This is a genomic window from Roseococcus sp. SDR, assembly GCF_019083995.1.
Lineage (GTDB): Bacteria > Pseudomonadota > Alphaproteobacteria > Acetobacterales > Acetobacteraceae > Roseococcus.
In genome coordinates this window covers 1-25,876 of sequence record NZ_JAHRCU010000008.1, presented here as the reverse complement: position 1 = coordinate 25,876, position 25,876 = coordinate 1, and the positions used below count along the sequence as shown (strand labels likewise).

Below are 25,876 nucleotides of genomic sequence, written 5' to 3'. Positions count from 1 at the left end.
CCCCTGAACAACCTCATTGCCGAGCCCGTGGAGGAAGAGTAATTCTCGCGCCCTGATTGCATGCGATCGGAGATTATGAATGGCCGGATTGAGGTTGCGTGGGACCGATCTGGCCGATCGACTCATCGGCAGCGATGGGAACGACAGCCTTTTCGGATCGGCCGGGGCGGACACGCTGCTGGGCGGCGCGGGCCATGACACTTTCAGCTTCAGGTCAGTCGCCGCCTTTCTGGCGCCCGGCCGGGTGCTGGATGGTGGCGAAGGCTTCGACCGCCTCAGTTTCGCCAGCGCCGTCACCCTGACCGATGCCGCCTTCGCCAATGTCCTGGCGATGGAGGCGATCCGCTTCGAGGGTGCCGGCACTTCGTCGCTCACGCTGGGGGCCCTGGCCGCGGCAGCCTTTGCCGCGGGGCTTCGCATCTCCGCCACGGTCAGCGCCGGCGCGCTCATTGTGGATGGCAGCGCCCTTGGAAGCGCGACACCCCTGACGATCAGCGGCACGGCCGGTGACGATCTGCTGATCGGAGGCGCTGGTCTCGACAGCTTCTCGGGCGGCGGCGGTGCCGACACGCTGCGCGGCGGCGGCGGCGAGGATCGCTTCCTTCTGGGCGGCGGGACGGATCTGCGCGCCGCAACCCTCGATGGGGGCACCGACACGGACACGCTGCAATTCTCCGACGCCGTCACCCTGCTGGATACGGATTTCGCTCAGGTGGCGGGGATGGAGGTGCTGGTGCTGCGGGGGGTGGGCCTCTCCTCCCTCACGCTCGGCGCCGCGGCCAGCCTCGCCTTCGCGGATGGGTTGCGGATCTCGGCTGTGACAGGCGCGGCGCTCGCCGTGGATGCTGCGGCACTTGATCCCGCGGTGCGGCTCGCGGTGTATGCCCGTGCCGGGGATGACACTCTGACCGGCGGGCAGGGCGATGATCTCCTCTCGGGCGACGCCGGCAATGACTGGCTGGCCGGGAACCAGGGCGCGGACACCCTGCAGGGGGGCGAGGGCGATGACGTGCTGCGGCTCACGCTCGACGCGGAACGCGATGTGCTGCGGGGCGGCACGGGTTCGGACCTCCTGGTGCTCGACCTCAGCACCGAAGCCTATGCGCGGACGGATGTGAAGGCGGAGCTGCTCCGGCTTCATGGCTTCCTCGGCGCCGTGGCCCCCGGCGCGGAAGCGGGGCGCTTCCTCTCCAGCGCGCTGCAGCTCGACATGGCCGGCGTCGAAACCGTGGTGATCGCGCAGCCAGGCGGGCTGATGCTGAGCCTCGCGCAGGCGACGCTTCCCTTCGCCGTGCGGCCCGACGGCTATGAGCTGCTGGACCAGGATGGGACGCTGCGCGTGGACGCGGCGCGGGGCCTCCTGGCCAATGATCTCGGCCTCGCGCTTCGCGCCCAGGCAGGCGTCTTCACCACCGAGCGTGGCGGCAGCGTGACGCTGCGCGCGGATGGCAGCTTCGATTACCGGCCCGCCAGCAGCTTCACGGGAGTGGACCGCTTCACCTATGCCGTGTCGGATCTGCGCGGGGATAGCGGGACGGCCACAGCCAGCATCTCCGTCGTGACGAACGCCCCGCCGGTCTTCACCGGCCCGAACAGCCTCACCCTGGCCGAAGGCGGCAGCAGCCTGCTGCCCCGCGTCGTCGGGCGCGTCACGGTGAGCGATCCGGACCCGACGGGCCTGACAGGGGCCGCCAGCTTCGTGAGCATGCAGGGCGGCGGCTCGGTCTTTTCCTGGAACGACATCACCGGGGAGCTGACGGCCAGGGGCCTCGATTTCGAGAGCCGCTCCAGCTGGACGCTGACCTTCCGGGCCAGCGACGGCCGTGCAACGACCGAGCATGTGCTGACAATCACCGTCACCAACGTGAACGAGGCCCCCCTCTTCACGGGTCCGGGCACATTCAGCATCCGCGAGGGACGATACACCAACGAGGTCATCGGCCGCGTCCAGGCCACCGATGCGGATGCGGGCGCGGTGCTCACTTACAGTCTGCTCAGCCCCGGTCCCGGCTTCAGCATCGACAACGCCACGGGCGACATCCGCTTCACGGGCGAGCTGGATTTCGAGACCCAGCCCAGTATCGAGCTGCACCTGCGCGCCAGCGATGGCAGCCTCAGCACGCGGCGCGGCGTGATCCTCCAGGTCACGGATGCCAATGAGCCGCCGACCCTCGCCCCCGGCAGCCCTTCCAGCTTCAACCTCGCCGAGAACAGCCCCGCCGGGACGCTGGTCGGCCGCGTCCAGGCGAGGGACCCGGATGCAGGCGCGCCGCCGGTCACCTTCCGGATGGCGACACCCAACACGCCGTTCGTGATCGACGAGATCACAGGCGAGATCCGCGTCACCGCCCCGATGGATCATGAGACGACGGCGGCACAGGAATTCGACATCTGGCTCGAGAGCCAGGGGCAGATCGCCCTGGCCCGCATCCGCGTGAAGGTGACGAATGTGAACGAGGCACCGGGCATCAGCCCAGCGCAGAGCTATTTCCTGTCCGAGGGGCAATACGTCACGACACCGCTGGGCAGCGTGATCGCGACCGACCCCGATCGGGACAGCGAACTCCGGTTCAGCCTGGTCGGGGCACCAAGCGGCTTCAGCATTGATGCCGCCACCGGCGTCCTCTTCCTGAATGGCCGGCTGGATCACGAGCAGACGCCCCTCGTGACGATCAAGGTCCAGGTCAGCGACGGCGCCCTGACCGCCACCCAGGAGGTCTATGTCCTCGTCGGAGACAGGCCGGAGCCGCCGGCCTTCCCGACCGGCCGTTCACCCGTCTTCAATCTCAGCGAGCATGCGCGCATCGGCGATGTGGTGGGGCAGGTGACGGCGGTGGACCCAGATGCGGGCTCCGTCGTCGGCTACCGGTTTTTGTCGCGCGACCTCCCTTTCCAGATCGATCCAACCACGGGCGTCATCCGGCTCGACAGCCCCGTGGACTTCGAGACGGATGGCGCCTTCCTCTTCGATGTCACGGCGTTCAGCGGCACGGATACGGCGACAACCACCGTGCGGGTCGTCCTGACCGACGCGCCGGAGCCGCTGACCGGCCCACGCAGCATCGCCATCCTCGAGAACACCACGGAGACCGGCGCGATCGCGGATTTCGGGGTGGCTGGCACCGGGCTCGATCCCGCCGCGACGCGCTTCCTCCTGATCGGGGCGGAGGGTTATCTCCGCATCGACGCTGTGACCGGCGCAGTCTTCCAGACCGCGCCCTTCGATTACGAGACGACGCGCGTGCTGGACATGCAGGTTCAGGCCAGCGATGGCGTCACGACCCTCCGCCAGCCCTTCGCCATCCGTGTGCAGGACGATGACGAGCTGAGTGCCCCGATCGGCTTGCCGGGCACCGTCTCGGTGCGCGAGGACGCGCCCTGGCTTACGGATTATCGCTACCTGCCGCCGCCGGTCTTCTCCTTCCGTGTCATTGATCCTGACGGAACCGAGCGGTCGTCCTATCTTTGGTCCGTGGACGGCGGCCGTCCCTACACTGGGCCTTTTGTTGTTTTGACGAACAGCGTGCTGTTGCGCACGGATGCCGATGGAAAGCCCTATTATGCCAGGGAGCACAACGTCTACACGACAGCGCCGCTGAACTTCGAGGTTCAGTCCAGCTACACGATGACGCTCAGCCGTCTCGGCGAATCCTGGAATGAGCAGGAATATGTGGTGAACATCGAGGTCGAGGACGTGAACGAGGCGCCCAGCCTGCGTCTCCTCGGCACGGGCAACGCCGCCATCACCGAGGGCTATCACGCGCTGGCCCGCTTCGACCTCGCCACCGCTTTCGATCCGGATGCGGACACCACCCTCACCTTCAGCCTGCTGGAGGATCATGGGCTCTTCGCCATCAACTCCGCGACGGGGCAGATCAGCCTGAGCGGCACGCTCGATTACGAGGCGGTGCGGAGCTACACCCTCACCGTGCAGGTGAGCGATGGCAGCCTGACCGCCCGGCGTGACGTCTCCATCGATGTGGTGAACCGCAACGAGGCGCCCTATTTCCAGGGCCCCTCCGGCGTGAGCCTGCGGGAGGACCAGGGCGTCGGTACCATCATCGCCAATATGCGCGCGCTCGACCCCGATGGCCCCGCGGCGAGCGAAATCGGGACGGCGGTCATGTCGGGCGGGGGCGGTCTGTTTGCCTGGGATCGCGTGACAGGGGATATCACACTGACCGGGCGGCTCGATTACGAACGCAGCAATGTCCACCGCCTCAGCTTCGAAGCCTCGGACGGGGTGCTCAGCGGGACGGCGAGCCTCACGGTCACGGTGCGGGATGTTCTGGAAGGCCCGATCGTGCCGCCCCTCGATCCCATCTGGGGTTGAACGCGGGAGGCCAAGCCCCCCGCGCGCGCCCCTGAGCGCCGTGGTTCAGCCGACGCTGATGCGCCGCTCCGCGATCTGCTGCTTCATGCTCTTCTGCAGCTTCTCGAAGGCACGGACCTCGATCTGGCGGACGCGCTCGCGGCTGATGTTGTACTGCTGCGAGAGCTCCTCCAGCGTGGTCGGCTCGTCCTTCAGGCGGCGCTCGATCAGGATGTGCCGCTCGCGCTCGTTCAGCGTGCGCAGGGCGCCGTTCAGCATGTCCTTGCGGTTGGACATGTCCTCCCGCTCGGCCAGCTCGCTTTCCTGCGTCTCGGCATCGTCCACCAGCCAGTCCTGCCACTCGCCCTCGCTATCGGCGCGGACGGGGGCGTTCAGGCTGTTGTCCGGCGAGGCGAGGCGGCGGTTCATGCTCACCACATCCTGCTCGGGCACGGCCAGCGTCTTCGCGATCTTCGCGACCACCTCGGGCTGCAGGTCGCCATCCTCCAGCGCGCCGATCTGCCCCTTGAGGCGACGGAGGTTGAAGAACAGCTTCTTCTGCGCGGCGGTCGTGCCCATCTTCACGAGCGACCAGCTGTGCAGGATGTATTCCTGGATGGCGGCGCGGATCCACCACATGGCGTAGGTGGCGAGGCGGAAGCCGCGGTCCGGATCGAACCGCTTCACCGCCTGCATCATGCCGACATTGCCCTCGGAGATCAGCTCGCCCACGGGCAGGCCATAGCCGCGATAGCCCATCGCGATCTTCGCCACGAGGCGCAGATGCGAGGTGACGAGCTTATGGGCCGCCGCCTCATCGCCGGCATCGCGCCAGCGCTTGGCGAGTTCCAGCTCCTCCTCGGGGGCGAGCATGGGGAATTTCCGGATGTCCTGAAGGTAGCGAGAGAGGTTGCCTTCAGGGGCAAGCGGGATACTCAAAGACGCCATCGGATTCGACGAGCCTTCCATTTGCGCCGTGCCCCACCCCGTGACGGCGGCGGGCACACGGCCTTTCTGGCCTCACGCGTCCAGGGCCCTCCCGGATGCATCCGCCCCGGTCACGGAAGGGGCGGTGGCAGCAGCCGGGGGTGTAGCGGCACCCCGTCGCTAAGTTCCAGCGAGAAATTACCGAACCGAACAGGTTTGCGCAAGCAAAACCGACCAAACTGGTCCGGTTACTCGGTGTTACAGGCGAGCAGCGCCTGGAGTTTCCGGAAATCCTCCGGCGGATCAGACCGGAAGGAGAGATTTTCCTTGGTGATCGGGTGTGCGAAGCCAAGGCTTGCGGCATGAAGCGCCTGGCGCGGGAAGGCCAGGAGCGCCTCGCGGAGGCTCTCCGGCAGGCTCCGGCTGGCCGCCGGGATACGTCGCAGATACACGGGGTCCCCCACCAGGGGGTGGCCGATATGCGCCATATGGACGCGAATCTGGTGCGTCCGCCCCGTCTCCAGCTTGCAGCGGACCAGGCTGACCGCGCCGTGGAAGGCCTGCTCGGTCCGGTAATTCGTGATGGCGTGCTTGCCGGCGCTGGCGCCGGCCATGGCGCCGCGCTGGACGCCGCGGCTGCGTTGCTCGACCACCGCCATGCGCTTGCGGTCCGTCGTGTGGCGGCCGATCGCGGCGTCGATCACGCCTTGGGCCGGGCTGGGCACGCCCCAGGCCAGCGCCAGGTATTCGCGGTCGAGGTCGCGCGTCACGAAGGCGTCGGAGAGGATGCGGTGCGCCTGCTCCGTCTTCGCCACGACCATGATGCCCGAGGTGTCCTTGTCCAGCCGGTGGACGATGCCGGGGCGCTTTTCCCCGCCGATGCCTTCCAGTTCCTCGCCTGCATGGGCGAGCAGGCCGTTCACCAGCGTGCCCTCCATATTGCCCGGCGCGGGATGGACGACGAGGCCGGCGGGCTTGTCGAGGACGATGAGGTGCTGGTCCTCGAAGAGGATGTCGAGCGGCATCGCCTCCGCCTGCGGCTTGGCGGGCGCGGGCGGCGGCGGAGTGAGGCGATAGACGCTGCCGGGGCGGACGGGCTGGGCGGGTTCGGTGAGCGGCGCGCCATCGCGCGTGACATGGCCTTCCTCGATCAGCGCCTTGACGCGGGAGCGCGAGAGACCGCCTATCCGCTCCGCGAGGAATCGGTCCACGCGCTGTCCGTGATCGGCTTCCGTCGCGGTGATCTCATGGGTCTGGGGCAAATGCAGGCACTCAAGTTCCTGGTTGTGGCGATGGGCGTGCTGATCGTGGCTGGCACGGTGACGCTGGTCGTCCTTCTCGTCCAGCGCGCCGGCCATCGGGGTGACGCGCCGCTGCCGGCGATGAGCCTGAACCTGCCCGCGGGCAGCCGCATCCTGGGCGTGGCCGGCGCCGGCGACCACTTCGCGGTGCATGTGCAGCGCCCGGACGGGGACCGCATCCTGCTGCTGGATTCGCGCAGCGGCCGCGTGGTGGGTGAGGTGATGCCGGGTGCGGCCGTTCCGGTTCGCTGATGGCCCACAAGAAGCCCAACCTGCCGGAGAAGACCTGCGCCGCCTGTGGCCGCCCCTTCGCCTGGCGGAAGAAATGGGCGCGGAACTGGGAAGAGGTGCGCTTTTGCTCCGATGCGTGCCGGGATGGGAGATATGCAAAGGCCCGGCTTGCCCTGCCCCGCCGGGGCGGCTAAGACCGCCCCACTTGGCCACGTCCCTTTCGTCTAGAGGCCTAGGACACCGCCCTCTCACGGCGGCAACAGGGGTTCGAATCCCCTAAGGGACGCCATTTCCCACAGACAGGACATGCCGCTACCGGCACGAAACCGCCGGATGGCCGCGCCGTGTCCGGCGCGGCCCCGAAGCGTCAGCGCGCGGCTTCGGGTGCGGCATCCTCGGCCGGCGGCGCCACGTGGCGCGGCTGCGGCATGGGCAGAGTCTCGGCCTCGCCGGCCAGTTCGGCCTCCAGGCTCGCCGTGATGTTGCTCTCAGCGGCATCAGCGCCCTCCGCGGGCTGCGCCTCGCCCTGGTAGCCCTCATTGTTCTGCTCGCGGAAGCGGCGCTCCTGCTGCGGCTGATTCTGCTGCTGGACGGCGGCCATGGCACCCAGAATGCGGAAGTAGTGCTCCGCATGCTGGAAATAGCCCTCGGCGCCCACGCGGTCTCCGCTGCTGGTCGCGTCGCGGCCGAGCTGGAGATACTTCTCGAAGAGCTGCTGGGCGGTGCCCCGCAGCCGCACATCCGGGCCGCTCGAATCGAAGACGTGGTTGCGGTTCAGCGGCTGGTTGCCGTTGCCACCCCCGCCGCCGCCCGCCGAGCGAAACTGCCCGCCGCCATTGCCACCACCGCCGCCATGGCGATGGCCACGGCGCATGCGCTTCATGTTCATTCGTGTCTGTGCTTCTGCTGTCTGTGCTGCCGCGGAGGTTTCAAGAGGCGCCGCTGGCTGGGTGTCGTCCGGGGCATTGCCCTTGCGGGTGGTGCCCATCGGCGGGCCAGGGGCCTGCGCTGACGAATGTCACTTTAGACGCAAGACGCCGCCTCGCCAACCGGTTTCTCGGAGAATTTCAGGATCAAGGCACGGCCGATGCCGCCGAGATCGGGCTTCAGGCCGAGCACCTCCAGGCCCTGGTCACCCGCCAAGGCCGAGACGGCCATTCCCTGCCCTTCGCCCAGTTCGAGAACAGCAAGGCCGCCCGGCACGAGCAAGCGCGGGAGGTCGGCGATGATCCGCCGATAGGCGTCGAGCCCGTCCGGGCCGCCATCCAGCGCGCTGGATGGCTCATGCTCGGCCACTTCGGGCATGAGGCCGGGGATCGCGGTGCTGGCGATATAGGGCGGGTTGGAGAGGACCAGGTCGAAGCGGCCGGCCACCGCCGAAGCCCAGTCACCTGCGACGAAGGCGGCCTGCCCCGACAAACCGTTCCGCACGGCGTTGCGCGCGGCGAGTGCCGCGGCCTCGGGCCGCAGGTCGAGGCCAAGCCCCCAGGCGGCCGGGAATTCCGCGAGTGCCGCCAACAAGAGGCAACCCGTGCCGGTGCCGAGGTCCAGGATGCGACGCGGGGCGATGCCGGATTCGAGCACCGCTTCGATCAGCGTCTCGGAATCCGCGCGGGGGATCAGCGTCTCCGGGCCGACCTCCAGATCCAGCGTCCAGAATCCGGCATGGCCCAGGATGCGCGCCATGGGCAGGCGCGCGAGTCGCTGATCGAGGGCGGTGCGGAAGCGGGCCACGGCCTCGGGCGGGACGGCGGCGCGCGGGTCTCGCAGCAGGGCCTCGGTGGTGCTGGACATGGCGTGGGCCAGCAGCAGGCGGGCTTCGAGGCGGGGGTTTTCGATGGCGGCGGCGCGCAGCATCTGGCCGGCTTGGCACAGGAAGGCGCCGACGCTCTCCCCCGGCTCGCAGGTCATGGGAGAAACAAGAGCCGCGCCACGAGAATCCGGCCGCAAGGCGGCCGGCGCGCCCAGACCGACCTTGCCACCCGCGCACCAGCGGCGGCGCGAAGCCAAGCGGCCGGAGGCCGCGCATCGTGCCGAAGGCACGCCTGCGGCGTGACGCGCCTGAGGGCGTTCAATTTTCCGCTGCCAGGCGCTGGGCTTCGTCCTCGCTGATCAGCGCGTCGAAGATCTCGGCCATCTCGCCCATCATCACGCGGTCCACCTTGTGCAGCGTGAGGCCGATGCGGTGATCCGTCACGCGGCCCTGCGGGAAATTGTAGGTGCGGATGCGCTCGCTGCGATCGCCGGTGCCGACCTGGCCCTTGCGGTCGGCGGCGCGCGCGGAATCGAGGGCCTGGCGCTGCGCGTCGTAGATCTTGGCGCGCAGCATCTTCATGGCCTTGGCCTTGTTCTTGTGCTGGCTCTTTTCTTCCTGCATCGCGACCACGGTGCCGGTCGGGATGTGGGTGATGCGCACGGCGCTGTCGGTCTTGTTCACATGCTGGCCGCCGGCGCCCTGCGCGCGGTAGGTGTCGATGCGCAGATCCTTCTCGTCGATCCGCACATCCACCTCCTCGGCTTCCGCCAGGACAGCGACCGTCACGGTGGAGGTGTGGATGCGGCCTTGGGTCTCCGTCGCCGGCACGCGCTGCACGCGGTGCACGCCGCTTTCGAACTTGAGGCGGGCAAAGACCCCCTGCCCTTCGATCTCGCCGCTGGCGCCCTTGATGCCGCCCAGCTCGTTCTCGTCATATTCGAGTACGGTGAAGCGCCAGCCGACGCTTTCCGCGTATTTCTGATAGGCGCGGAACAGCTCGGCGGCGAAGAGACCGGCTTCGTCGCCGCCCGCGGCCGGGCGGATTTCCAGGATCGCGCTGCGCTCATCCGCCGCATCCTTCGGCAGCAGCATGAGGCGGATCTCACGCTCCAGCTTGGGCAGTCGGTGCTTGGCGTCGAGCAGCTCGGCCTCGGCCAGCTCGCGCATCTCGGGATCGTCGAGCAGGGCCTGCGCCTCGGCCTCGGCGGCTTCCAGCGCGCGGTATTCGCGCACCTTCTCGACCAGCGGATCAAGGCCCGAAAGCTCCTTCGAGATGGCGCCGATCTGCGAGCCATCGGCGGTTTCGAGCTGCGCGCGCAGCTCCTCCGCCCGCAGCATCACACGCTCCAGCGAGGCGGGGAGGCTCACTTCTTCAGCCGCTCCACCAGCGCCGTGAAGGGGACCTGCTCCTGCGTGCCGGCATCGAGGTCGCGCAGCTGCGCCACGCCCGCGGCGGCCTCGGTCTCGCCGATGATGATGGCGGCGCGCGCACCCTGCTTGTTGGCGCGCTCCATGCGGCGCTTGAGGTTGCCGCGATAGCCCATCTCGGCGCCGAGGCCGGCCGCGCGCAGCGATTGCAGCAGGTTCAGCGCGACGCCCTCCTCCGCATCGCTGACCGGGATCACGGTGACGAGGCGCGGGGCGGCCGGCGTCAGGCCCGCCTTCTCCATGAGCATGGCGAGGCGCTCCACGCCCGCCGCCCAGCCGACGGAGGGTGTCGGTGGGCCGCCCATCTCCTCCACCAGCCCGTCATAGCGGCCGCCGCCCATCACCGTGCCCTGCGCGCCCAGGCGGTCGGTCACGAATTCGAAGGCGGTGTGGCTGTAGTAGTCGAGGCCGCGGACGATGCGCGGGTTCTCCCGGAAGGGCACGGCGAAGGTTGTCAGGTGCCGGCGCAGCGCGTCCCAATGGGCGCGGGCCTTCTCGGTCAGGAAGGGCTCGATGGTGGGCGCTTCCGCCACCAGCGCACGGTCCTGCGCCTCCTTGCTGTCGATGATGCGCAGCGGGTTCTTCTCGAGGCGCCGCTGGCTGTCCTCGCTGAGCTTGTCGCGATGGGCGGTGAAATGGGCGATGAGTGCCGCGCGGTAGGCGTCGCGGCTTTCCGCATCGCCCAGCGTGTTCACCTCCAGGATCACGCCCTCATCCAGGCCGAGTTCGCGGATGATGTGGTAGCCGCAGGCGATCACCTCGGCATCGGCCAGCGGCTCGGCGGCACCCAGCACTTCCGCGCCGATCTGGTGGAACTGGCGGTAGCGGCCGGCCTGCGGGCGCTCGTAGCGGAACATGGGGCCGGCATAGAAGACCTTGCGCGGCAGGGATTGCGTGAGCCCGCCCGAAACCAGCGCGCGGCAGACGCCGGCCGTGTTCTCGGGGCGCAGCGTGACGCTTTCGCCGCCGCGATCCTGGAACTCGTACATCTCCTTGCTGACCACGTCCGAGGTCTCGCCCAGGCCGCGGGCGAAGACGCGCGTGTCCTCGAAGATGGGGGTCGCCCATTCCTCGAAGCCATAAAGCGCCGAGATGCGGCGCGCGGTCTTGATGACGCGGTGGTGGCGGCGGAATTCCTCGCCGATGAGGTCACGCGTGCCGCGCGGAGGCTGGAGCTTGATCTGGGACATGATGGGGATGGCGGGTAACGCCTGACGCGCGCCCCCGCAAGGGCGGGCTGGATCGCGATCCGCACTCGCCGGGTCACGATCCAGGCATGTTGAGAGGATGATTCACCGCTTCGGTGATGCCACCTCAGCGGATCATACTCTGATGCCCCTTGCGGGCGGTCCAGGCGTCGAGCGTGGCCCGCGCCTTGTTGCGCGTGGGGTCCATCTCGGCCGCGTGGCGTTCCGTCTTCGCGGCCAGTTCGACGACATAGCCATTCGGGTCGCGCAGATAGATGGAGCGGATGATGCCGTGATCGGCCGGGCCACGCGCCTCGATGCCAGCCGCCCGCGCCTTGGCGAGCACGGCCTCCAGCTCCACGGGCGAGGTCTCCATGGCGACATGCAGGTCGAAATCATGCTGCTGCTTGAAATCGAACTCGCTGTCCGGCACCTCGAAGAAGGCGAGGAAGCTGCCATCGCCCAGCTTGTAGAAGCTGTGCAGGACGGAGGCGTCGCGCCCCGTCGCCGTGCGTTCGATGACGAAGGCCTGGGCCAGCTCCATGCCCAGGAAATCCTCGTAGAAGGCGCGCGTGGCCTCGGAATCCCGGCACCGATAGGCGACGTGGTGGAACATATGGGCCGGGTTCGCGACCATCAGGCGGCACCCCGCAGCATGCCGCGCCAGGCGTTGAAGCCGCCATTGGCGGCCTCCCAGCTCGGTCGGGCCTTCATCGCCGCGATCCAGCGTTCAACGCGCGGCCAGGGCGCGAAGTCGAAGCCGATCAGCTCGCCCAGCGTCACATAGGCGGCACCCAGATGATCGGAAAGGTCGGGCTCGGCGCCGCCCAGGAAGGGGGCGGCATCGTTCAGCATGTGGTCGTTCAGCACGGTCAGCAGGGCGCGGGACTTGGCCTCGGCCTTTTCCAGCGCGGCGGCCTGCATGGCGGCATCGGGCCACATGTAGTCGGGCAGGACCTGGCCATAGACCAGGCCATAACCGAAGACGCGGTAGAAGCCGGTGTTGAACCAGTCCATCCGCGCATTCACCGCGGCCCGGGCGCGCTTGTCGGCCGGCCAGGCAGGGTGGCCCTGCAGGTCCGCCAGGTATTTCAGGATGGCCGAGCATTCGATCAGCCGGTGGCCATCCGCCTCCTCCAGCACGGGGACGAGCTGGTTCGGGTTGATGCCGGTATAGGCCTCGCCCTTGTGCTCGCCAATGAAGAGGTTCACCGGCACGAGTTCCAGAGGCAGCCCCGCCTCATGCGCGAACATGACAATGGGGCGGCAGGTGGTCGAGCCGTCGAAATAGTGCAATTTCAAAGCCTTGGCTCCTTGCCGGCGCCTTATTCCGCGGCGATCTTCGCCTTCGCCTCTTCGGCCTTCTTCGCATCCGCCTCGGCCTGGAGCAGGGCGGCGCGCGCCTCCACCATCTCGACCAGGTGGTCGATCATGGCCTCCGTATCGGTCGTGTGGTCCTGCTTGCCGGTGGAATAGACCATGTGCCGCCCGGCGCCGCCGCCGGTCAGGCCGATATCGGTCATCAGCGCCTCGCCCGGGCCGTTCACCACGCAGCCGATGATGGAAAGGCTGACCGGCTGCGTCACATGCGCGAGGCGTTCCTCGAGCTTCTCCACCGTGCGGATCACGTCGAAGCCCTGCCGCGCGCAGGAGGGGCAGGAGATGATCTTCACGCCGCGATGGCGCAGATGGAGCGACTTCAGGATGTCCCAGGCGACGGCGACCTCCTCCTCCGGCTCGGCGCTCAAGGACACCCGCATGGTGTCGCCGATGCCGGCCCAGAGCAGGTTGCCGAGGCCGATCGCGCTCTTCACCGTGCCCGCGCGCTTGCCGCCGGCTTCCGTGATGCCGATGTGCAGCGGGTGGTCGCATTGCTCGGCGAGCTGCGTGTAGGCGGCGACGGCCATGAAGACGTCGCTCGCCTTCACGCTGATCTTGAACTCGTGGAAGTCGTTCTGCAGCAGGTGGTCGGCGTGCCAGAGGGCGCTTTCGACCAGCGCCTCGGGGTTGGGCTCGCCATACTTCTCCAGCAGGTGCTTCTCGAGGCTGCCGGCATTCACGCCGATGCGGATGGCGCAGCCATGGTCCCGCGCGGCCTTCACCACCTCCTTCACGCGCTCGGGCGAGCCGATATTGCCCGGGTTGATGCGCAGGCAGGCGGCCCCCGCCTCGGCCGCCTCGATGGCGCGGCGGTAGTGGAAATGGATGTCGGCGACGATCGGGACATTCACCTCGCGCACGATCTCGGCGAGTGCGGCGGTGCTCTCCTCATCGGGGCAGGAGACGCGGACGATGTCCACGCCGGCGAGCTCGGACTTGCGGATCTGCGCGATGGTGGCGGCGGCGTCCGAGGTCAGCGTGTTGGTCATGGTCTGCACGCTGATGGGGGCATCCCCGCCCACCAGGACCTTGCCCACGCGGATCTGGCGCGACTTGCGGCGCGCGATGTGCTGATAAGGCCGGTAGCTCATGCATTCCCTCGGAAACGGCGTTCGCGCGCAATATAGGCGCGCGCGCGGGAATGCCCAAGCTTGCCGTTCGCCGGAGGCGAGGCCCGTTACTGCCGCTGGGGCGGCGGGTTCAGGCGGGCAGGCGCGGCCGGGGGCGTGGCACCGGCGGCCGGGCGCGGACGCAGCTGGTCCGGCACCAGGGGCACGTCACGCCGCACGCCGGGCGTGTTGCCGAAGGCCGGCGCGGGCTGGCCATCCACCAGCACGTCGATCATCGCGGCATTGCCGACCGAGAGCAGAAGCCCCTCACGATTGGGCACCACGAAGGTCTCGCCCGGGCGCATGTTGCGGGAGATCAGCGTCTGGTTCGCGCGGGTGTCACGCACCTGGGTCCAGATCTCGGCCTTGGCGCGCAACGTGATGCGCGGCTGGTCAGCCGGCGGGGCGGCGGCGACGGGCGGCGCGGGGGTCGGCACCTGGACCGGCACGGGGGTGGGCACCGGCAGGGCCGGGACGATCACGGCGGCGCCGGGCGGAGTGGCGGCAACGGGTGCGCTGGGCGCAGGCGTGGGGGCCGGGGCAGGCGCCGGCGCGGCGGTGGGCGCCACGGGGGCCGGTGTCGTCGGGCGCAGGGCCTCGCCCGTGCGGGCGGCGGGCTCCAGGCGGGCGGGCACGGGGGGCACGGCATCCACCGTGCGGTTGCCCGTGCCGGCCCAGTTGTACCAGGCGACATAGGCACCAACCGCGATGACGGCACCCGCCAGCACCAGCACGCCGGCCGGGAAGCCGCGCTCGGGCACCGGCTCGGGGAAGACGAGGTCGGTCTTGCGGGCGCCGGTCGCCACCGCATCGCGCAGGCGGCGGACCATTTCGGTCGGGTCGAGGCCCAGGGCACCGGAATAATTCCGCACGAACCCCACCGCATAGGCGGGGGAAGGCAGATCCTTCAGGCGGCCTTCCTCGAGCGCGATCAGATAGACGCGCCGGATGCGCAGCTCCGCCGCGACATCCTCGATGGACAGGCCAAGCGCCAGCCGTGCGTCACGCAGCTCTTCGCCGAGGCGTGCGGCATCCACGGGTTGGGCCTCCTGGGGGCGGAAGCGTTTCATGTCGTCGAACACGGCCCATGGTTAGCGCCTTCCGGGCGGGGGCGCAAAGCCCCCCCTTCCCCTCAGGCGCGATTCTTCAGGCGAGGCCGCGGCGGGCGGCCACGGCGGCGGCGGCCTGGCCGATCAATTCCGCCACGATTTCAACGGCCGGCTGCTCGCGCGAGACCATGCCGACCGACTGGCCGGCCATGAGCGAGCCCTGCTCCACATCGCCATCCACCACGGCCCGGCGGAGCGCGCCGGCCCAGAAATGCTCGATGTCGAGCTGGGCTTCCTCCTTGCCGAGCTCGCCGGCCTGGAAGCGCTTCAGCACGGCGGCCTGGTGCTCCATGAAGCGCTTGGTGCCCTCATTCTGCAGGGCGCGCACGGGGATCACCGGAAAGCGCTCATCGAGCTGGACGGTGGGCAGCGCATCGCGCGCATTGCCGCGGATGAAGGCGCGCTTGAAGTTGGGGTGCGCGATGCACTCGGTGGCGCAGACGAAGCGCGTGCCGAGCTGCGCGCCGGCCGCGCCCATCTCCAGGTAGGAGAGGATCGCCTCGCCGCGGCCGATGCCGCCAGCCACGAAGACCGGCACCTCGGTGATGTGGGGCAGGATTTCCTGCGCCAGCACGTTGAGGCTGACCGGGCCGATATGCCCCCCCGCCTCGCTGCCCTCGATGACGAGCGCATCGGCGCCGGAGCGGATCAGCTTCTTGGCCAAGGCCAGCGCGGGGGCGAAGCAGACGATCTTGGCCCCGCCCTCCTTCGCGCGCTTGATCGCCGCCGTGGGCGGAATGCCGCCCGCGAAGACGATGTGGGAGACGCCATGCGACAGGCAGGTGTCCACCAACTGCTCCAGGCGCGGATGCATGGTGATCAGGTTCACGCCGAAGGGCTTGTCGGTCAGCGCCTTGGTGCCGGCGATCTCGGCATCCAGGTGATGCGGCTCCATGGCGCCGCAGGCGATGACGCCGAAGGCGCCGGCGTTGGAGAGGGCCGCCACCAGGTTGCGCTCGCTCACCCAGGACATGGCGCCGCCCAGCAGCGCATAGCGCGAGCCGAAGAAGGCGGCGCCGCGCGCCATGAGGCGATCCACCTCGTCAAAGGCCGCCTGCGGGACCACCGGCGTCGCGTCCATCAGGCGGCGTCCAACCCGTAGGCCGTGTGCAGCGCGCGGACCGCGAGCTCGGTGTAGTCGGCGGCGACCAGCACGCTCACCTTGATCTCGGAGGTCGAAATCACCTGGATGTTGATGCCCTTGTCGGCCAGCGTCTTGAACATGGTGGACGCCACGCCCGCATGGGTGCGCATGCCGATGCCGACCACGCTGATCTTGGCCACCTCGGGGTCGGCGATCAGCGCCTCGTAGCCCAGCTCGCCCTTGGCCTTCTCCAGGATGTCGGTGGCGCGCGGCAAATCCGAACGGCCGACGGTGAAGGTCATGTCCGTGCCGCCATCGGCGCCGATGTTCTGGACGATCATGTCCACATTCACATTGGCGGCCGAAAGCGGGCCGAAGACGCGGGCGGCGACACCCGGGCGGTCGGGCACGCGGCGAAGGGTGACCTTCGCCTCATCGCGCGAATAGGCAATGCCGGAAACGATCGGCTTCTCCATGATCTCGTCCTCATCCACGACCAGGGAGCCTGGCTTGTCTTCGAAACTGGAAAGAACCTGCACGCGAACCCGCGCCTTCATGGCGAGTTCGACGGAGCGGGTCTGCAACACCTTGGCGCCCACCGACGCCAGTTCGAGCATCTCCTCATAGGAGATGCGCTCAAGCTTTTTCGCGCGCGGCACGATGCGCGGATCGGTCGTGTAGATGCCGTCCACATCGGTGTAGATGTCGCAGCGATCGGCCTTGAGCGCCGCGGCCAGCGCCACCGCCGAGAGGTCGGAGCCGCCACGGCCCAGCGTGGTGACGCGGTTGCGCGTGGGCTCGAGGCCCTGGAAGCCGGCGACGACGGGGACCTGGCCCTGCTCCATCCGGCGGATCAGCTCATCGCCCTCGATGCGGTCCACGCGGGCCTTGCCATGCGCGTTGTCGGTCAGGATCGGCACCTGCCAGCCCTGCCAGGAGCGCGCATCCACGCCGATCGCCTGCAGCGCGATGGCGGTGAGGCCGATGGTCACCTGCTCGCCGGTCGCGACGACGGTGTCGTATTCGCGGGCGTCATGCAGGGGCGAGAGATCCTGGCACCATTTCACCAGCTGGTTGGTGGCGCCCGACATGGCGGAGACGACGACGGCCACCTGGTGGCCGGCCTCCACCTCGCGCTTCACGCGGGCGGCGACGTTTCTGATGCGGTCGAGATCGGCGACGGAGGTGCCGCCGAACTTCATCACGATACGGGACATGCGAGTTCCTGGCCTGCCCCCCTGGAGGGGACAGGCCTTGCGGTGGGCCTGAGGGCGGGTCAGATACCGTTCATGACGCGGATGGGCAACATGTCGGGTAGCGCAGACCTCCAGGAAGTGGCGAAGTTCGACGCCCTGGCTCAGGATTGGTGGAAGCCGACGGGCCCCATGGCGCCGCTGCACGCCATGAACCCGGCCCGCATGGGCTGGATCGCCGAACGCCTCGGCCCGCTGGAAGGCCTGCGCATCCTGGATGTCGGCTGCGGGGCGGGCCTGGCGTCGGAATGGCTGGCGCGGCGGGGCGCCATCGTCACCGGGCTGGATGCCGCGGGCGCGGCGCTGGAGGCGGCGCGCGCGCATGCGGCCTCCCACGGTGTCAGCGTCGATTATCGCGAGGGCACGCCCGAGGATTTCGCGGCCGAGGCCTTCGATGCCGTCATCTCGCTGGAGGTGATCGAGCATGTGCCGCCGGCCGAGCGCGCGGGTTTCTGCGCGGCGCTGGCGCGGCTCACACGGCCGGGCGGGCAGGTCTTTCTCTCCACGCTGAACCGCACGCGGCGTTCCTACCTCTTTGCCATCCTGGGCGCCGAGCAGATCCTGCGCTGGCTGCCGCGCGGCACGCATGACTGGAAGCAGTTCGTCACGCCCGAGGAGCTGGGCCGGCTGCTGCGCGGCGCCGGCCTCGCCGTCACCGATGTGGCGGGCATGGTGCCGAGCCTGCGCACGGGCTTCCGCATCGCCCGCGACACGGGCGTGAACTACCTGATGGCGGCACGAAAGGTCTGAGCATGGTCACGCATTGGGTTCGCTTCCGCACGGCCGAAGGCGCGGAGGGCTTCGGCACGCTGGCGGGCGAGAGCATCACCCCGCATGCCGGCGACATGTTCGGCGCCCATACCGGCTCGGGGGCGGCTCTGGCGGTGTCCGACGTGGCGCTGCTGGCCCCGGTGCGGCCCACCCGCTTCGTGGGGCTGTGGAACAATTATCACGAGCTCGCCACCAAGCAGGGCAATGCCATCCCCGAGACACCGCTCTGGTTCCTGAAGTCGCCGGGTTCCGTGATCGGGCCAGGTGCGGCGATCCGCCCGCTCGCGGGCTATGCCGGCAAGACGCTCTATGAGGGGGAGCTCGGCCTCGTCATCGGCCGCCGGGTCAGCCGCGCGGATGAGACGGAGGCGGAAGCCGCGATCTTCGGCCTGACCTGCGTGAATGACGTGACGGCGCTCGATATCCTGACCGCCGACCCTTCCTTTCCCCAATGGGCGCGGGCCAAGTCGCCCGACAGCTTCGGGCCGATCGGCCCCTGCATCGCCCAGGGGCTCGATTGGCGGGAGCTGCGCGTGCAGGTCGCGCTGAACGGGCGCGTCCGGCAGGACTACCCCTGCGCGGACATGATCCTGCCGCCGGCCCGCATCGTCTCGCTGCTCTCGCAGGAGATGACGCTGGAGCCGGGCGATGTGATCGCCTGCGGCACCTCGGTCGGCGCGCTGCCGATGCGGCCGGGGATGGAGGTGGCCGTCACCATCGCGGGAATCGGCACGCTGACCAACGCCTTCGCGCCCGAATAGGCTAACCCCGGCTGGCGCCGAGATGCGCCACGCCCTCGATCTCGACCAGGATGGAGGGCTCGGCCAGCGCGGCCACCTGGACGAGCGAGCAGGCCGGGAAATCGCCGGTGAAGAATTCGCGCCGGGCCTGCCAGACGGCCTCGCGCTGGGTGATGTCGGTCACGAAGATCGTCAATTTCACCATATCGGCCATGCAGCCACCGGCGGCCTCGAGCAGGGACCGCATCTTGCCGAAGATGGTCCGGGCCTGGGCCAGCATGTCGGCGCCCTCGGGCGCGCGCAGCGCCTGGTCGCGCGCGGTGAAGCCGGAAAGATAGGCGATCCCGTCCACCACCAGGCAGTTGGACCAGAGGCCGGGCGGCGGCTCGGGGACGGCGGGGCTGCTGACGCGGCGGATTCGGGACATGGCGGGGTTCCTCCTGACCGGGCGGAGGCTGCCACTCCTGCGGGGAATGTCACCCCCGGGGCCCGCCTTGCGACTTGACGCGCGGCCCTGCCCTCCCCTACACGCTCCCCTCCCGGGCGGCGCATGCGTGTCGCCCGTGGTCGTTCATGGGGCGCCCGTGCGGTGCTTCCGGCCAGCGGCCATAACCATTCAGTATCACGGGCAGCGTCGCCTTGCGCGGCAGCCCGAAGGGCGCGTGTGATGAGCTTCGCAGTGATCCGCACTGGCGGAAAACAATACCGGGTGACGCCGAACGCCGTCGTCATCGTCGAGCGCCTGGAGGCTGAGCCCGGCGCCACCGTCACCTTCCACGAGGTGCTGGCCGTGAGCAACGATGCCGGCCTGCAGATCGGCGCGCCGACCGTGCCGGGTGCCAGCGTCACCGCCACCGTGGTGGACCAGAATCGCGGCGACAAGGTGCTGATCCTGAAGAAGCGCCGCCGCAAGAACAGCCGCCGCAAGCGCGGCCATCGCCAGGAACAGACGGTCCTGCGCATCGCCAGCATCGCGGCGTAAGAAGGAGCAAGACAGATGGCACACAAAAAGGCAGGCGGCTCCTCTCGCAACGGGCGTGACAGTCCCGGTCAGCGGCTTGGCGTGAAGAAGTTCGGCGGCGAGCACGTGCTGGCCGGCAACATCCTCGTCAAGCAGCGCGGCACCAAGATGAAGGCCGGCACCAATGTCGGCGTGGGCCGCGATCACACGCTCTTCGCGCTGGTCGAGGGTCATGTGAAGTTCGCCCGCAAGGCCGAGGACCGCGTCCATGTCTCGGTCGAGCCGATCAAGCTCGCGGCCGAGTGAATTGACGCCCCGGGTGGCGTGACCAGCGGGGGCCCTCGTGGCCCCCGTTTTTGTTTAGACCGCCCCAACCCCCAAGCGCTCCCCTTGCGAAAAGGGGGGGTCTAGGGGGGGCCCTGCCCCCCCTTGCCGCCATGCGAGTAGGGTTGGTGTCGCGGCTACTTGCATGGCGGCACAAATGAAGTTTCTCGACGAAGCCAAGGTGTTCATCAAATCGGGCGATGGCGGCAATGGCGTCATCGCCTTCCGGCGTGAGCGCTTCATCGAATATGGCGGGCCGGATGGCGGCAATGGCGGCCGCGGCGGCAGCGTCTATGCCGAGGCGGTGGAGGGGCTGAACACCCTGATCGACTACCGCTACGCCCAGCATTTCAAGGCGCGCAAGGGCGGCAATGGCGCGGGCTCGGACCGGACCGGGGCAGCCGCACCGGATGTGACGCTGAAGGTGCCCGTCGGCACGCAGATCCTGGATGAGGATCGCGAGACGCTGATCGCCGACCTCGACGTGGTGGGCAAGCGCGTGCTGCTGGCCAAGGGCGGCGATGGCGGCTTCGGCAATGCGAATTACAAGACCAGCACCAACCGCGCGCCGCGCCGGGCCGATCCGGGCTGGCCGGGCGAGGAGAAATGGGTCTGGCTGCGGCTCAAGCTCATCGCCGATGCGGGGCTGGTGGGGCTGCCCAATGCGGGCAAGTCCACCTTCCTGGCGGCGGCGAGTGCGGCGCGCCCCAAGATCGCGGATTATCCCTTCACCACGCTGCACCCGCAGCTCGGCGTCGTGCGGCTCAACGCGACGGAGGAATTCGTCCTGGCCGACATCCCCGGGCTGATCGAGGGCGCGAGCGAGGGGGCCGGGCTCGGCACGCGCTTCCTGGGGCATGTGGAGCGCTGCCGTGTGCTGCTGCATCTGATCGACGGCAGCCAGGCAGACCCGGCGGGCGCCTGGCGGATGATCCGCAATGAGCTGGAGGAATATGGCGGCGGCCTCTCGGAAAAGCCCGAGATCGTCGTCCTCAACAAGCTCGATGCGATGACGCGGCAGGCCCGCGCCTCGCGCGTGAAGGCGCTGGAGCGCGCAACGGGTGGGCCGGTGATGCTGGCCGCCGGTGCCACCGGCGAAGGCGTGCCGGAGGTGCTGCGCGCCGTGATGGATGTGGTGCGCGCGAAGTAGCGATCACCGCCGCGAGGCCGATTCACGCCTTTGGCGAAGAGGCCAAAGGCGATCGGGCTCAGTACACCGCGAGGCCGATTCACGCCTTCGGCGAAGAGGCCAAAGGCGATCGGGCTCAGTACACCGCGAGGCCGATTCACGCCTTTGGCGAAGAGGCCAAAGGCGATCGGGCTCAGCGCCGCTCCTGCCAGGGCTCGCGGCGCGGGCCGCGCTCGAAGGCCACGATGCTGTCGAAGAAGGAGATGGCGCGCGTCGTGCGCGTGAATGCCGGCACTTCGGCCTCCGCCCCCACGCGCTCGCTCGGATGCGTGTGGTAACGGCGGAAATTGGCGTGGATGCCGCTCCAGGCGTGCAGGTCCTTCACGCGCTCCGCCGCATAGTCGAGGAAGGTCATCCCCGGCCGGTCATCCCACTGCCCGCCCCAGAGGGCGGTGTGCGTGTCCTCCACGATATAGACGCCGTCCGGCGCCATCGCGGGGTAGAAGACCTCGAAGCTCTCGATCTGCTGGTTGCTGGTGTGGCCCCCATCATCCACCACGATGTCGGGCGTGCCGATCTCGGCCAGCACCTGGCGCAGGAAGGCGGGGTCCGCCTGGTCGCCAATGAAGACCTTGCAGCCGGGCGGTGCCAGCTCGGCGGATTTCGGGTTGATGTCCATGCCGAAGATGCGCGCGCCGGGGCCCAGCCATTCGCGCCAGATCTCGAGCGAGCCGCATTCATCCACGCCGATCTCGAGCAGCGTGGGCGACTGCCCGCGATAGCGCGCCAGGAAGGCGTCGTAGATGTCGAAATAGTGGTGCCACTTGGCGGTCTTGTGCGTGCGGGCGCCGCGCTCCAGGAAGAGCCGGTAGAGCTCGTTCGCCGGGTCGGATTGCAGCAGGGAATCGGGGGTGGCCGGCTTGCGGCGGCGGAAGGGCCAGATCATGCCGCACACCTAGCGAGGGCGCGGCCGCGGCGCAATCGGCCTCAGGCCGGGCCCAGCACCTCGTCCACCGTGCCGTCCTGCAGGATGACCCCGCCCTCGATGCGGATGGCGCGCGTGCACCAGCGGCGGACCACGGCCATGTCATGCGTGGCCAGCATCAGGATGTCGGCGCCGGTCACCAGCTGCTTCAGGCGCTCCTCCGCGCGGGCCATGAACTCGGCATCGCCGGCCAGGAACCATTCATCCATGAGCAGGATCTCGGGCATCATCGCGGTGGCCAGCGCGAAGGCGAGGCGCACCTGCATGCCGGCGGAATAGCCGCGGATCTGCACGTCGATGAACTCGCCGAGATCGGCGAAGGCGACGACCTCCTCCGCCATCGCCTCGGCCTCGGCCTCCGACATGCCGCGATAGAGGCCGCGCAGCACGATGTTCTCGCGCCCCGTCGCCAGCGCCTCCATGCCCGCACCAGGGTCGATGAGGGAGCCGATCTCGCCCTCCACGCGCAGCCGGCCGGCGACGGGTTCATAGATGCCGGCGACGGTGCGCAGCAGGGTGGACTTGCCCGCGCCATTGGGGCCGATCAGCGCCACGCGCTCGCCGCGCTCGATGGTGAAGGTGAGGTTGCGCAGGGCCGCGACCACGACGCGATGCGAGGGGTCCTCCTTCAGGCGGCGCGGGGTCGCTCCCATCAGGCGCCGCTTCAGCGAGCGCGCATTGTGATGGTAGAGCGGATACTCGATCGCCAGCCCCTCGGCCTCGATGCGTGCCATGTCGGTCAGACCCAGAAAGCGACGCGGTTGCGGAACCGCGTGAAGAAGGCCTGGGACACGGCCCAGACGATGCCGGTGTAGACGATCGCCGCGATCCAGACGGTGGCCGATGCGCCGGTGCCCATGATCGGGCCGCGCATGGTCTCCATCACCGCGAAGAAGGGATTGAGGGGCAGGTAGACCTGCGCGCCCTCGATCAGTTCCGGCTTCCAGATGACGGGCGTCAGGAAGAAGGCGATCTGCATGACGGAGGCGACGATGGGCGGGATGTCGCGGAAGCGCGCGCAGAGGAGGCCGAGCAGGAGCGAACCCCAGAAGACGTTGATGGCGAGCAGGATGAGGCCCGGGATCGCCCAGAGCGCGCCCCAGCCGGGCGATACGCCGAAGATCAGGAAGACGACGACGATCAGCGGCAGGTTGTGCGCCGCCACCACGGCGTTGCGGAAGACGGTCCGCAGGGCATGCACCGAATAGGGCAAGGGCATCTGCCGGACGACGCCCTCGGCCGAGGTGATGGTGGCGCAGGCCTCGGTCACCGCCTGGCCGATCATGGCCCAGATGATGAGGCTGACGGCGAGCCAGGGCAGGTAGACCCCCACCTCGATCTGGAAAAGCTTGGCGTAGAGGAAGCCGAGCGAGATCAACATCACCGCCGTCGAGATGGTGACCCAGAGCGGACCCAGCACAGAGCCGCGGTAGCGGTGGGTGATGTCGGTCCGGGCCAGCACCCAGGCGAGGCGCCAGCGCTGAAAGCCCTCCAGCAGGTCCGCGCGGGCACGGGCGCCGCGCTCGGGGCGCGCGGCGTCATGTTCGAAGGATCGGGGCGACGAGGTGGCCATGCGGGCGGCTATACACGCAGGGCTCCAGGGCCGAAAGCCGAGGAAGGCTTCCGTTTGTAACCGGCGCCGTCGTATTGACAGGCCCGGGTCTTGTGTTAGGCCCCCCCGGCTTTCCAGGAGACGATGCGCCTTGCTTTTCCTCATCACCGGCGGATACGGCTTCATCGGCTCGGCCGTGGTCCGGCGCCTTCTGACGACGACGGGTGCCACGGTCGTCAACGTGGACAAGATGACCTATGCGGCGAGCCCCGCCTCGCTCGGCATGCATGCCGGCGAGGCCCGGCACGTCCACGTCCAGGCGGATATCTGCGACGTGGAGGCGATGCGCGCCGTCTTCGCCGCGCACAAGCCGACGGCGGTGATGCATCTCGCCGCCGAGAGCCATGTGGACCGATCGATCGACGGGCCGGCCGAATTCATCCGCACCAACGTCGTCGGCACCCAGGTGCTGCTGGAGGCGGCGCGGGAATACTGGAACACGCTGCAGGGCGAGGCGAAGGCGGCCTTCCGCTTCCATCATGTCTCGACGGACGAGGTCTTCGGCTCGCTCTATCCGGGCGACCCGCCCTTCACCCCCGAGACGCCCTATGACCCGCGCAGCCCCTATTCGGCGAGCAAGGCGGCCTCCGACCACCTGGTGCGGGCCTGGAACCACACCTATGGCTTCCCTTCCTTCGTCTCGAACACGACGAACAATTACGGGCCGTGGCAATTCCCCGAGAAGCTGATCCCGCTGGTCACGCTGAACGCGCTGGAGGGCAAGCCGCTGCCGGTCTATGGCGAGGGCGCCAATATCCGCGACTGGCTGCATGTCGAGGACCATGCCGAGGCGCTGGTGCTGGCGCTGATGCATGGCAAGCCGGGGGCGACCTATTGCATCGGGCCGCGGCAGGAGCGCACCAACCTCGAGGTGGTGAAGGCGATCTGCGCCACGCTCGACCGGCTGCGCCCCGATGCCGCCGGCCCGCGCGAGCGGCTGATCACCTTCGTGCGCGACCGGCCCGGCCATGATTTCCGCTACGCGATGGACCCCTCGGGCGCCGAGGCGGCGCTGGGCTGGAAGCCGCGCTACGATTTCGAGGCGGGGCTGGAGCAGACCATCCGCTGGTACCTGGACCACGAGGCCTGGTGGCGCCCGATCCGCGAGAAGGCCTATGCCGGCCAGCGGCTTGGCGGCGTGAAGTCGTGAGCCTGCGCGCAACCCGCGAAACCGTTGATAGGAAGGCATCCTCCTCCGAGGATGCGAGGCGCATAGCCGAGCCGAAACGCTTCAGCGTTTCGAGCCAAGGCCGCGGACGCGGCCGCCCGGCGCTTGAGGGCATCAAATCATGAAGGGCATCATCCTGGCCGGGGGCTCCGGCACGCGGCTGCATCCGATGACGCTGGCGGCGTCCAAGCAATTGCTGCCGGTCTATGACAAGCCGATGGTCTATTACCCGCTCGGCACCCTGATGCTGGCCGGCATCCAGGACATCCTGATCATCTCCACCCCGCAGGACCTGCCCGCCTTCCGGCGCCTGCTGGGCGATGGCAGCGCCTTCGGCGTGCGGCTCAGCTATGCCGAGCAGCCCTCGCCCGACGGCCTCGCGCAGGCCTTCCTGATCGGCGAGGAGTTCATCGCGGGCGACGCCTGCGCTTTGGCGCTGGGCGACAACATCATCTATGGCGAAGGCCTTTCGGTGCGCCTCGGTGCGGCGCGCGGCCGTGCCGAGGCCGGGGGGGCCACCGTCTTCGGCTATCGCGTGGCCGACCCCGAGCGCTATGGCGTGGCGGAGTTCGACGGCGCGGGCCGCGTGATCTCCATCGAGGAGAAGCCCGCCAAGCCCAAGTCGGACTGGGCCGTCATCGGCGTCTATTTCTACGACAAGCGCGTGGTCGAGATGGCCAAGCGGGTGAAGCCCTCGGCGCGCGGCGAGCTTGAGATCACCGATCTCAACCTGCTCTACATGCATGCGGGCGACCTCTCCTGCGAGCAGCTGGGCCGCGGCTGCGCCTGGCTCGATGCGGGCACGCCGGCGAGCCTCCTGCAGGCGGCGACCTTCGTGCAGACGGTGCAGGAGCGCCAGGGCCTGGTGGTGGGCTGCCCGGAGGAAATCGGCTTCCGCCGCGGGTTCCTGACGGCCGATGAGCTGCGCGCGCGCGGCAAGGCGCTGGGCAAGACGGCCTATGGCCAATATCTCGTGCAATTGGCCGATGGGGTCCACGCATGAAGATCACGCCGCAATCCATCCCCGATGTGCTCCTGATCGAGCCCAACCGCTTCGGCGATGCGCGCGGCTTCTTCAGCGAGGTGTGGAAGCGCAGCGCACTGGCGGC

The 25,876-nt window shown here is 68.9% G+C and carries 26 protein-coding genes and 1 tRNA gene; 11 read left to right on the top strand and 16 right to left on the bottom strand.

The window, feature by feature from the left end; translation table 11 throughout:
- Positions 1 to 94 precede the first annotated feature (94 nt).
- Entirely contained in the window at positions 95 to 4,333 is a 4,239-nt protein-coding gene (locus KTR66_RS10630) for a cadherin domain-containing protein (RefSeq protein WP_213612576.1), read from the top strand.
- A gap of 45 nt (positions 4,334 to 4,378) precedes the next feature.
- Here the strand turns inward: KTR66_RS10630 and rpoH are convergent, their stop codons facing one another.
- A complete protein-coding gene (gene rpoH / locus KTR66_RS10625; protein ID WP_213612575.1) occupies positions 4,379 to 5,260 on the bottom strand; it encodes an RNA polymerase sigma factor RpoH in 882 nt (293 codons plus the stop codon).
- Positions 5,261 to 5,487: 227 nt separating this feature from the next.
- On the bottom strand, positions 5,488 to 6,501 hold the full coding sequence (locus KTR66_RS10620; protein ID WP_249732028.1) for an RluA family pseudouridine synthase: 1,014 nt from the start codon (positions 6,499 to 6,501) through the stop codon (positions 5,488 to 5,490).
- Here KTR66_RS10620 and KTR66_RS10615 point away from each other — a divergent pair, their 5' ends adjacent.
- From KTR66_RS10615 to KTR66_RS10605, 3 genes are all read left to right on the top strand, one after another.
- Positions 6,502 to 6,792, top strand: a complete 291-nt coding sequence (locus KTR66_RS10615) for a DUF6476 family protein (RefSeq protein WP_213612573.1) — start codon at positions 6,502 to 6,504, stop codon at positions 6,790 to 6,792. It begins immediately after the preceding gene.
- Entirely contained in the window at positions 6,792 to 6,965 is a 174-nt protein-coding gene (locus KTR66_RS10610; protein ID WP_213612572.1) for a DUF2256 domain-containing protein, read from the top strand. The genes KTR66_RS10615 and KTR66_RS10610 overlap by 1 nt, the downstream gene beginning before the upstream one ends.
- Positions 6,966 to 6,984: 19 nt before the next feature.
- A tRNA-Glu gene (locus KTR66_RS10605) sits at positions 6,985 to 7,060 on the top strand.
- Positions 7,061 to 7,138: 78 nt separating this feature from the next.
- On the opposite strand, the gene KTR66_RS10600 is transcribed toward KTR66_RS10605, so the two are convergent.
- From KTR66_RS10600 to KTR66_RS10555, 10 genes are all read right to left on the bottom strand, one after another.
- Positions 7,139 to 7,645: a DUF4167 domain-containing protein gene (locus tag KTR66_RS10600; protein ID WP_371819086.1), complete on the bottom strand. Its 507-nt coding sequence runs from the start codon at positions 7,643 to 7,645 to the stop codon at positions 7,139 to 7,141.
- 149 nt (positions 7,646 to 7,794) lie between these two features.
- Positions 7,795 to 8,682, bottom strand: a complete 888-nt coding sequence (gene prmC, locus KTR66_RS10595; RefSeq protein WP_213612570.1) for a peptide chain release factor N(5)-glutamine methyltransferase — start codon at positions 8,680 to 8,682, stop codon at positions 7,795 to 7,797.
- A 160-nt stretch (positions 8,683 to 8,842) separates the two neighbouring features.
- The gene (gene prfA / locus KTR66_RS10590; RefSeq protein ID WP_213612569.1) at positions 8,843 to 9,895 is read right to left on the bottom strand and encodes a peptide chain release factor 1; all 1,053 of its coding nucleotides are present in this window, start codon (positions 9,893 to 9,895) and stop codon (positions 8,843 to 8,845) included.
- A complete protein-coding gene (gene hisS, locus KTR66_RS10585; RefSeq protein ID WP_213612568.1) occupies positions 9,892 to 11,145 on the bottom strand; it encodes a histidine--tRNA ligase in 1,254 nt (417 codons plus the stop codon). Before hisS ends, prfA begins: the two co-directional genes overlap by 4 nt.
- Positions 11,146 to 11,269: 124 nt before the next feature.
- Positions 11,270 to 11,779 (bottom strand): VOC family protein, encoded by a 510-nt coding sequence (locus KTR66_RS10580; protein ID WP_213612567.1) that lies wholly within the window; start codon positions 11,777 to 11,779, stop codon positions 11,270 to 11,272.
- Positions 11,779 to 12,444 (bottom strand): glutathione S-transferase family protein, encoded by a 666-nt coding sequence (locus KTR66_RS10575; RefSeq protein WP_213612566.1) that lies wholly within the window; start codon positions 12,442 to 12,444, stop codon positions 11,779 to 11,781. The genes KTR66_RS10580 and KTR66_RS10575 overlap by 1 nt, the downstream gene beginning before the upstream one ends.
- A 23-nt stretch (positions 12,445 to 12,467) precedes the next feature.
- Positions 12,468 to 13,613 carry a flavodoxin-dependent (E)-4-hydroxy-3-methylbut-2-enyl-diphosphate synthase gene (ispG, locus tag KTR66_RS10570; RefSeq protein ID WP_213612565.1) on the bottom strand — a complete coding sequence of 382 codons (1,146 nt, stop codon included), beginning with the start codon at positions 13,611 to 13,613 and terminating at the stop codon, positions 12,468 to 12,470.
- An 86-nt stretch (positions 13,614 to 13,699) separates the two neighbouring features.
- Positions 13,700 to 14,668 (bottom strand): helix-turn-helix domain-containing protein, encoded by a 969-nt coding sequence (locus KTR66_RS10565; RefSeq protein WP_213612564.1) that lies wholly within the window; start codon positions 14,666 to 14,668, stop codon positions 13,700 to 13,702.
- A gap of 109 nt (positions 14,669 to 14,777) precedes the next feature.
- Positions 14,778 to 15,821 carry a nitronate monooxygenase family protein gene (locus tag KTR66_RS10560; protein ID WP_213612563.1) on the bottom strand — a complete coding sequence of 348 codons (1,044 nt, stop codon included), beginning with the start codon at positions 15,819 to 15,821 and terminating at the stop codon, positions 14,778 to 14,780.
- Entirely contained in the window at positions 15,821 to 17,041 is a 1,221-nt protein-coding gene (locus tag KTR66_RS10555; protein WP_213612562.1) for an aspartate kinase, read from the bottom strand. The genes KTR66_RS10560 and KTR66_RS10555 overlap by 1 nt, the downstream gene beginning before the upstream one ends.
- A gap of 90 nt (positions 17,042 to 17,131) precedes the next feature.
- Here KTR66_RS10555 and ubiG point away from each other — a divergent pair, with 90 nt between their 5' ends.
- Entirely contained in the window at positions 17,132 to 17,827 is a 696-nt protein-coding gene (gene ubiG / locus KTR66_RS10550) for a bifunctional 2-polyprenyl-6-hydroxyphenol methylase/3-demethylubiquinol 3-O-methyltransferase UbiG (protein ID WP_213612561.1), read from the top strand.
- Between the two features lie 2 nt (positions 17,828 to 17,829).
- The gene (locus KTR66_RS10545) at positions 17,830 to 18,609 is read left to right on the top strand and encodes a fumarylacetoacetate hydrolase family protein (protein ID WP_213612560.1); all 780 of its coding nucleotides are present in this window, start codon (positions 17,830 to 17,832) and stop codon (positions 18,607 to 18,609) included.
- 1 nt (position 18,610) lies between these two features.
- Here KTR66_RS10545 and KTR66_RS10540 read toward each other — a convergent pair whose 3' ends face one another.
- The gene (locus KTR66_RS10540; protein WP_213612559.1) at positions 18,611 to 19,015 is read right to left on the bottom strand and encodes a RidA family protein; all 405 of its coding nucleotides are present in this window, start codon (positions 19,013 to 19,015) and stop codon (positions 18,611 to 18,613) included.
- 240 nt (positions 19,016 to 19,255) lie between these two features.
- On the opposite strand from KTR66_RS10540, the gene rplU reads away from it, so the two are divergent.
- The 3 genes from rplU (at position 19,256) to obgE (ending at position 21,023) form a co-directional block, all read left to right on the top strand.
- Entirely contained in the window at positions 19,256 to 19,570 is a 315-nt protein-coding gene (gene rplU / locus KTR66_RS10535; protein WP_213612558.1) for a 50S ribosomal protein L21, read from the top strand.
- 15 nt (positions 19,571 to 19,585) lie between these two features.
- Positions 19,586 to 19,855 carry a 50S ribosomal protein L27 gene (gene rpmA / locus KTR66_RS10530; protein WP_213612557.1) on the top strand — a complete coding sequence of 90 codons (270 nt, stop codon included), beginning with the start codon at positions 19,586 to 19,588 and terminating at the stop codon, positions 19,853 to 19,855.
- A 175-nt stretch (positions 19,856 to 20,030) separates the two neighbouring features.
- The gene (obgE, locus tag KTR66_RS10525; protein ID WP_213612556.1) at positions 20,031 to 21,023 is read left to right on the top strand and encodes a GTPase ObgE; all 993 of its coding nucleotides are present in this window, start codon (positions 20,031 to 20,033) and stop codon (positions 21,021 to 21,023) included.
- 172 nt (positions 21,024 to 21,195) lie between these two features.
- Here the strand turns inward: obgE and KTR66_RS10520 are convergent, their stop codons facing one another.
- From KTR66_RS10520 to KTR66_RS10510, 3 genes are read right to left on the bottom strand one after another with little or no spacing between them, the layout of a single operon-like run.
- The gene (locus KTR66_RS10520; protein WP_213612555.1) at positions 21,196 to 21,948 is read right to left on the bottom strand and encodes a class I SAM-dependent methyltransferase; all 753 of its coding nucleotides are present in this window, start codon (positions 21,946 to 21,948) and stop codon (positions 21,196 to 21,198) included.
- Between the two features lie 41 nt (positions 21,949 to 21,989).
- The gene (locus tag KTR66_RS10515; protein ID WP_213612554.1) at positions 21,990 to 22,721 is read right to left on the bottom strand and encodes an ABC transporter ATP-binding protein; all 732 of its coding nucleotides are present in this window, start codon (positions 22,719 to 22,721) and stop codon (positions 21,990 to 21,992) included.
- Positions 22,722 to 22,726: 5 nt separating this feature from the next.
- The gene (locus KTR66_RS10510) at positions 22,727 to 23,560 is read right to left on the bottom strand and encodes an ABC transporter permease (RefSeq protein WP_213612553.1); all 834 of its coding nucleotides are present in this window, start codon (positions 23,558 to 23,560) and stop codon (positions 22,727 to 22,729) included.
- Positions 23,561 to 23,690: 130 nt separating this feature from the next.
- Between KTR66_RS10510 and rfbB the strand changes: the two genes are divergently transcribed.
- Both rfbB and rfbA read left to right on the top strand, forming a co-directional pair.
- Positions 23,691 to 24,749, top strand: a complete 1,059-nt coding sequence (gene rfbB / locus KTR66_RS10505; RefSeq protein ID WP_213612552.1) for a dTDP-glucose 4,6-dehydratase — start codon at positions 23,691 to 23,693, stop codon at positions 24,747 to 24,749.
- Positions 24,750 to 24,888: 139 nt separating this feature from the next.
- A complete protein-coding gene (gene rfbA, locus KTR66_RS10500) occupies positions 24,889 to 25,770 on the top strand; it encodes a glucose-1-phosphate thymidylyltransferase RfbA (RefSeq protein WP_213612551.1) in 882 nt (293 codons plus the stop codon).
- Positions 25,771 to 25,876 lie beyond the last annotated feature (106 nt).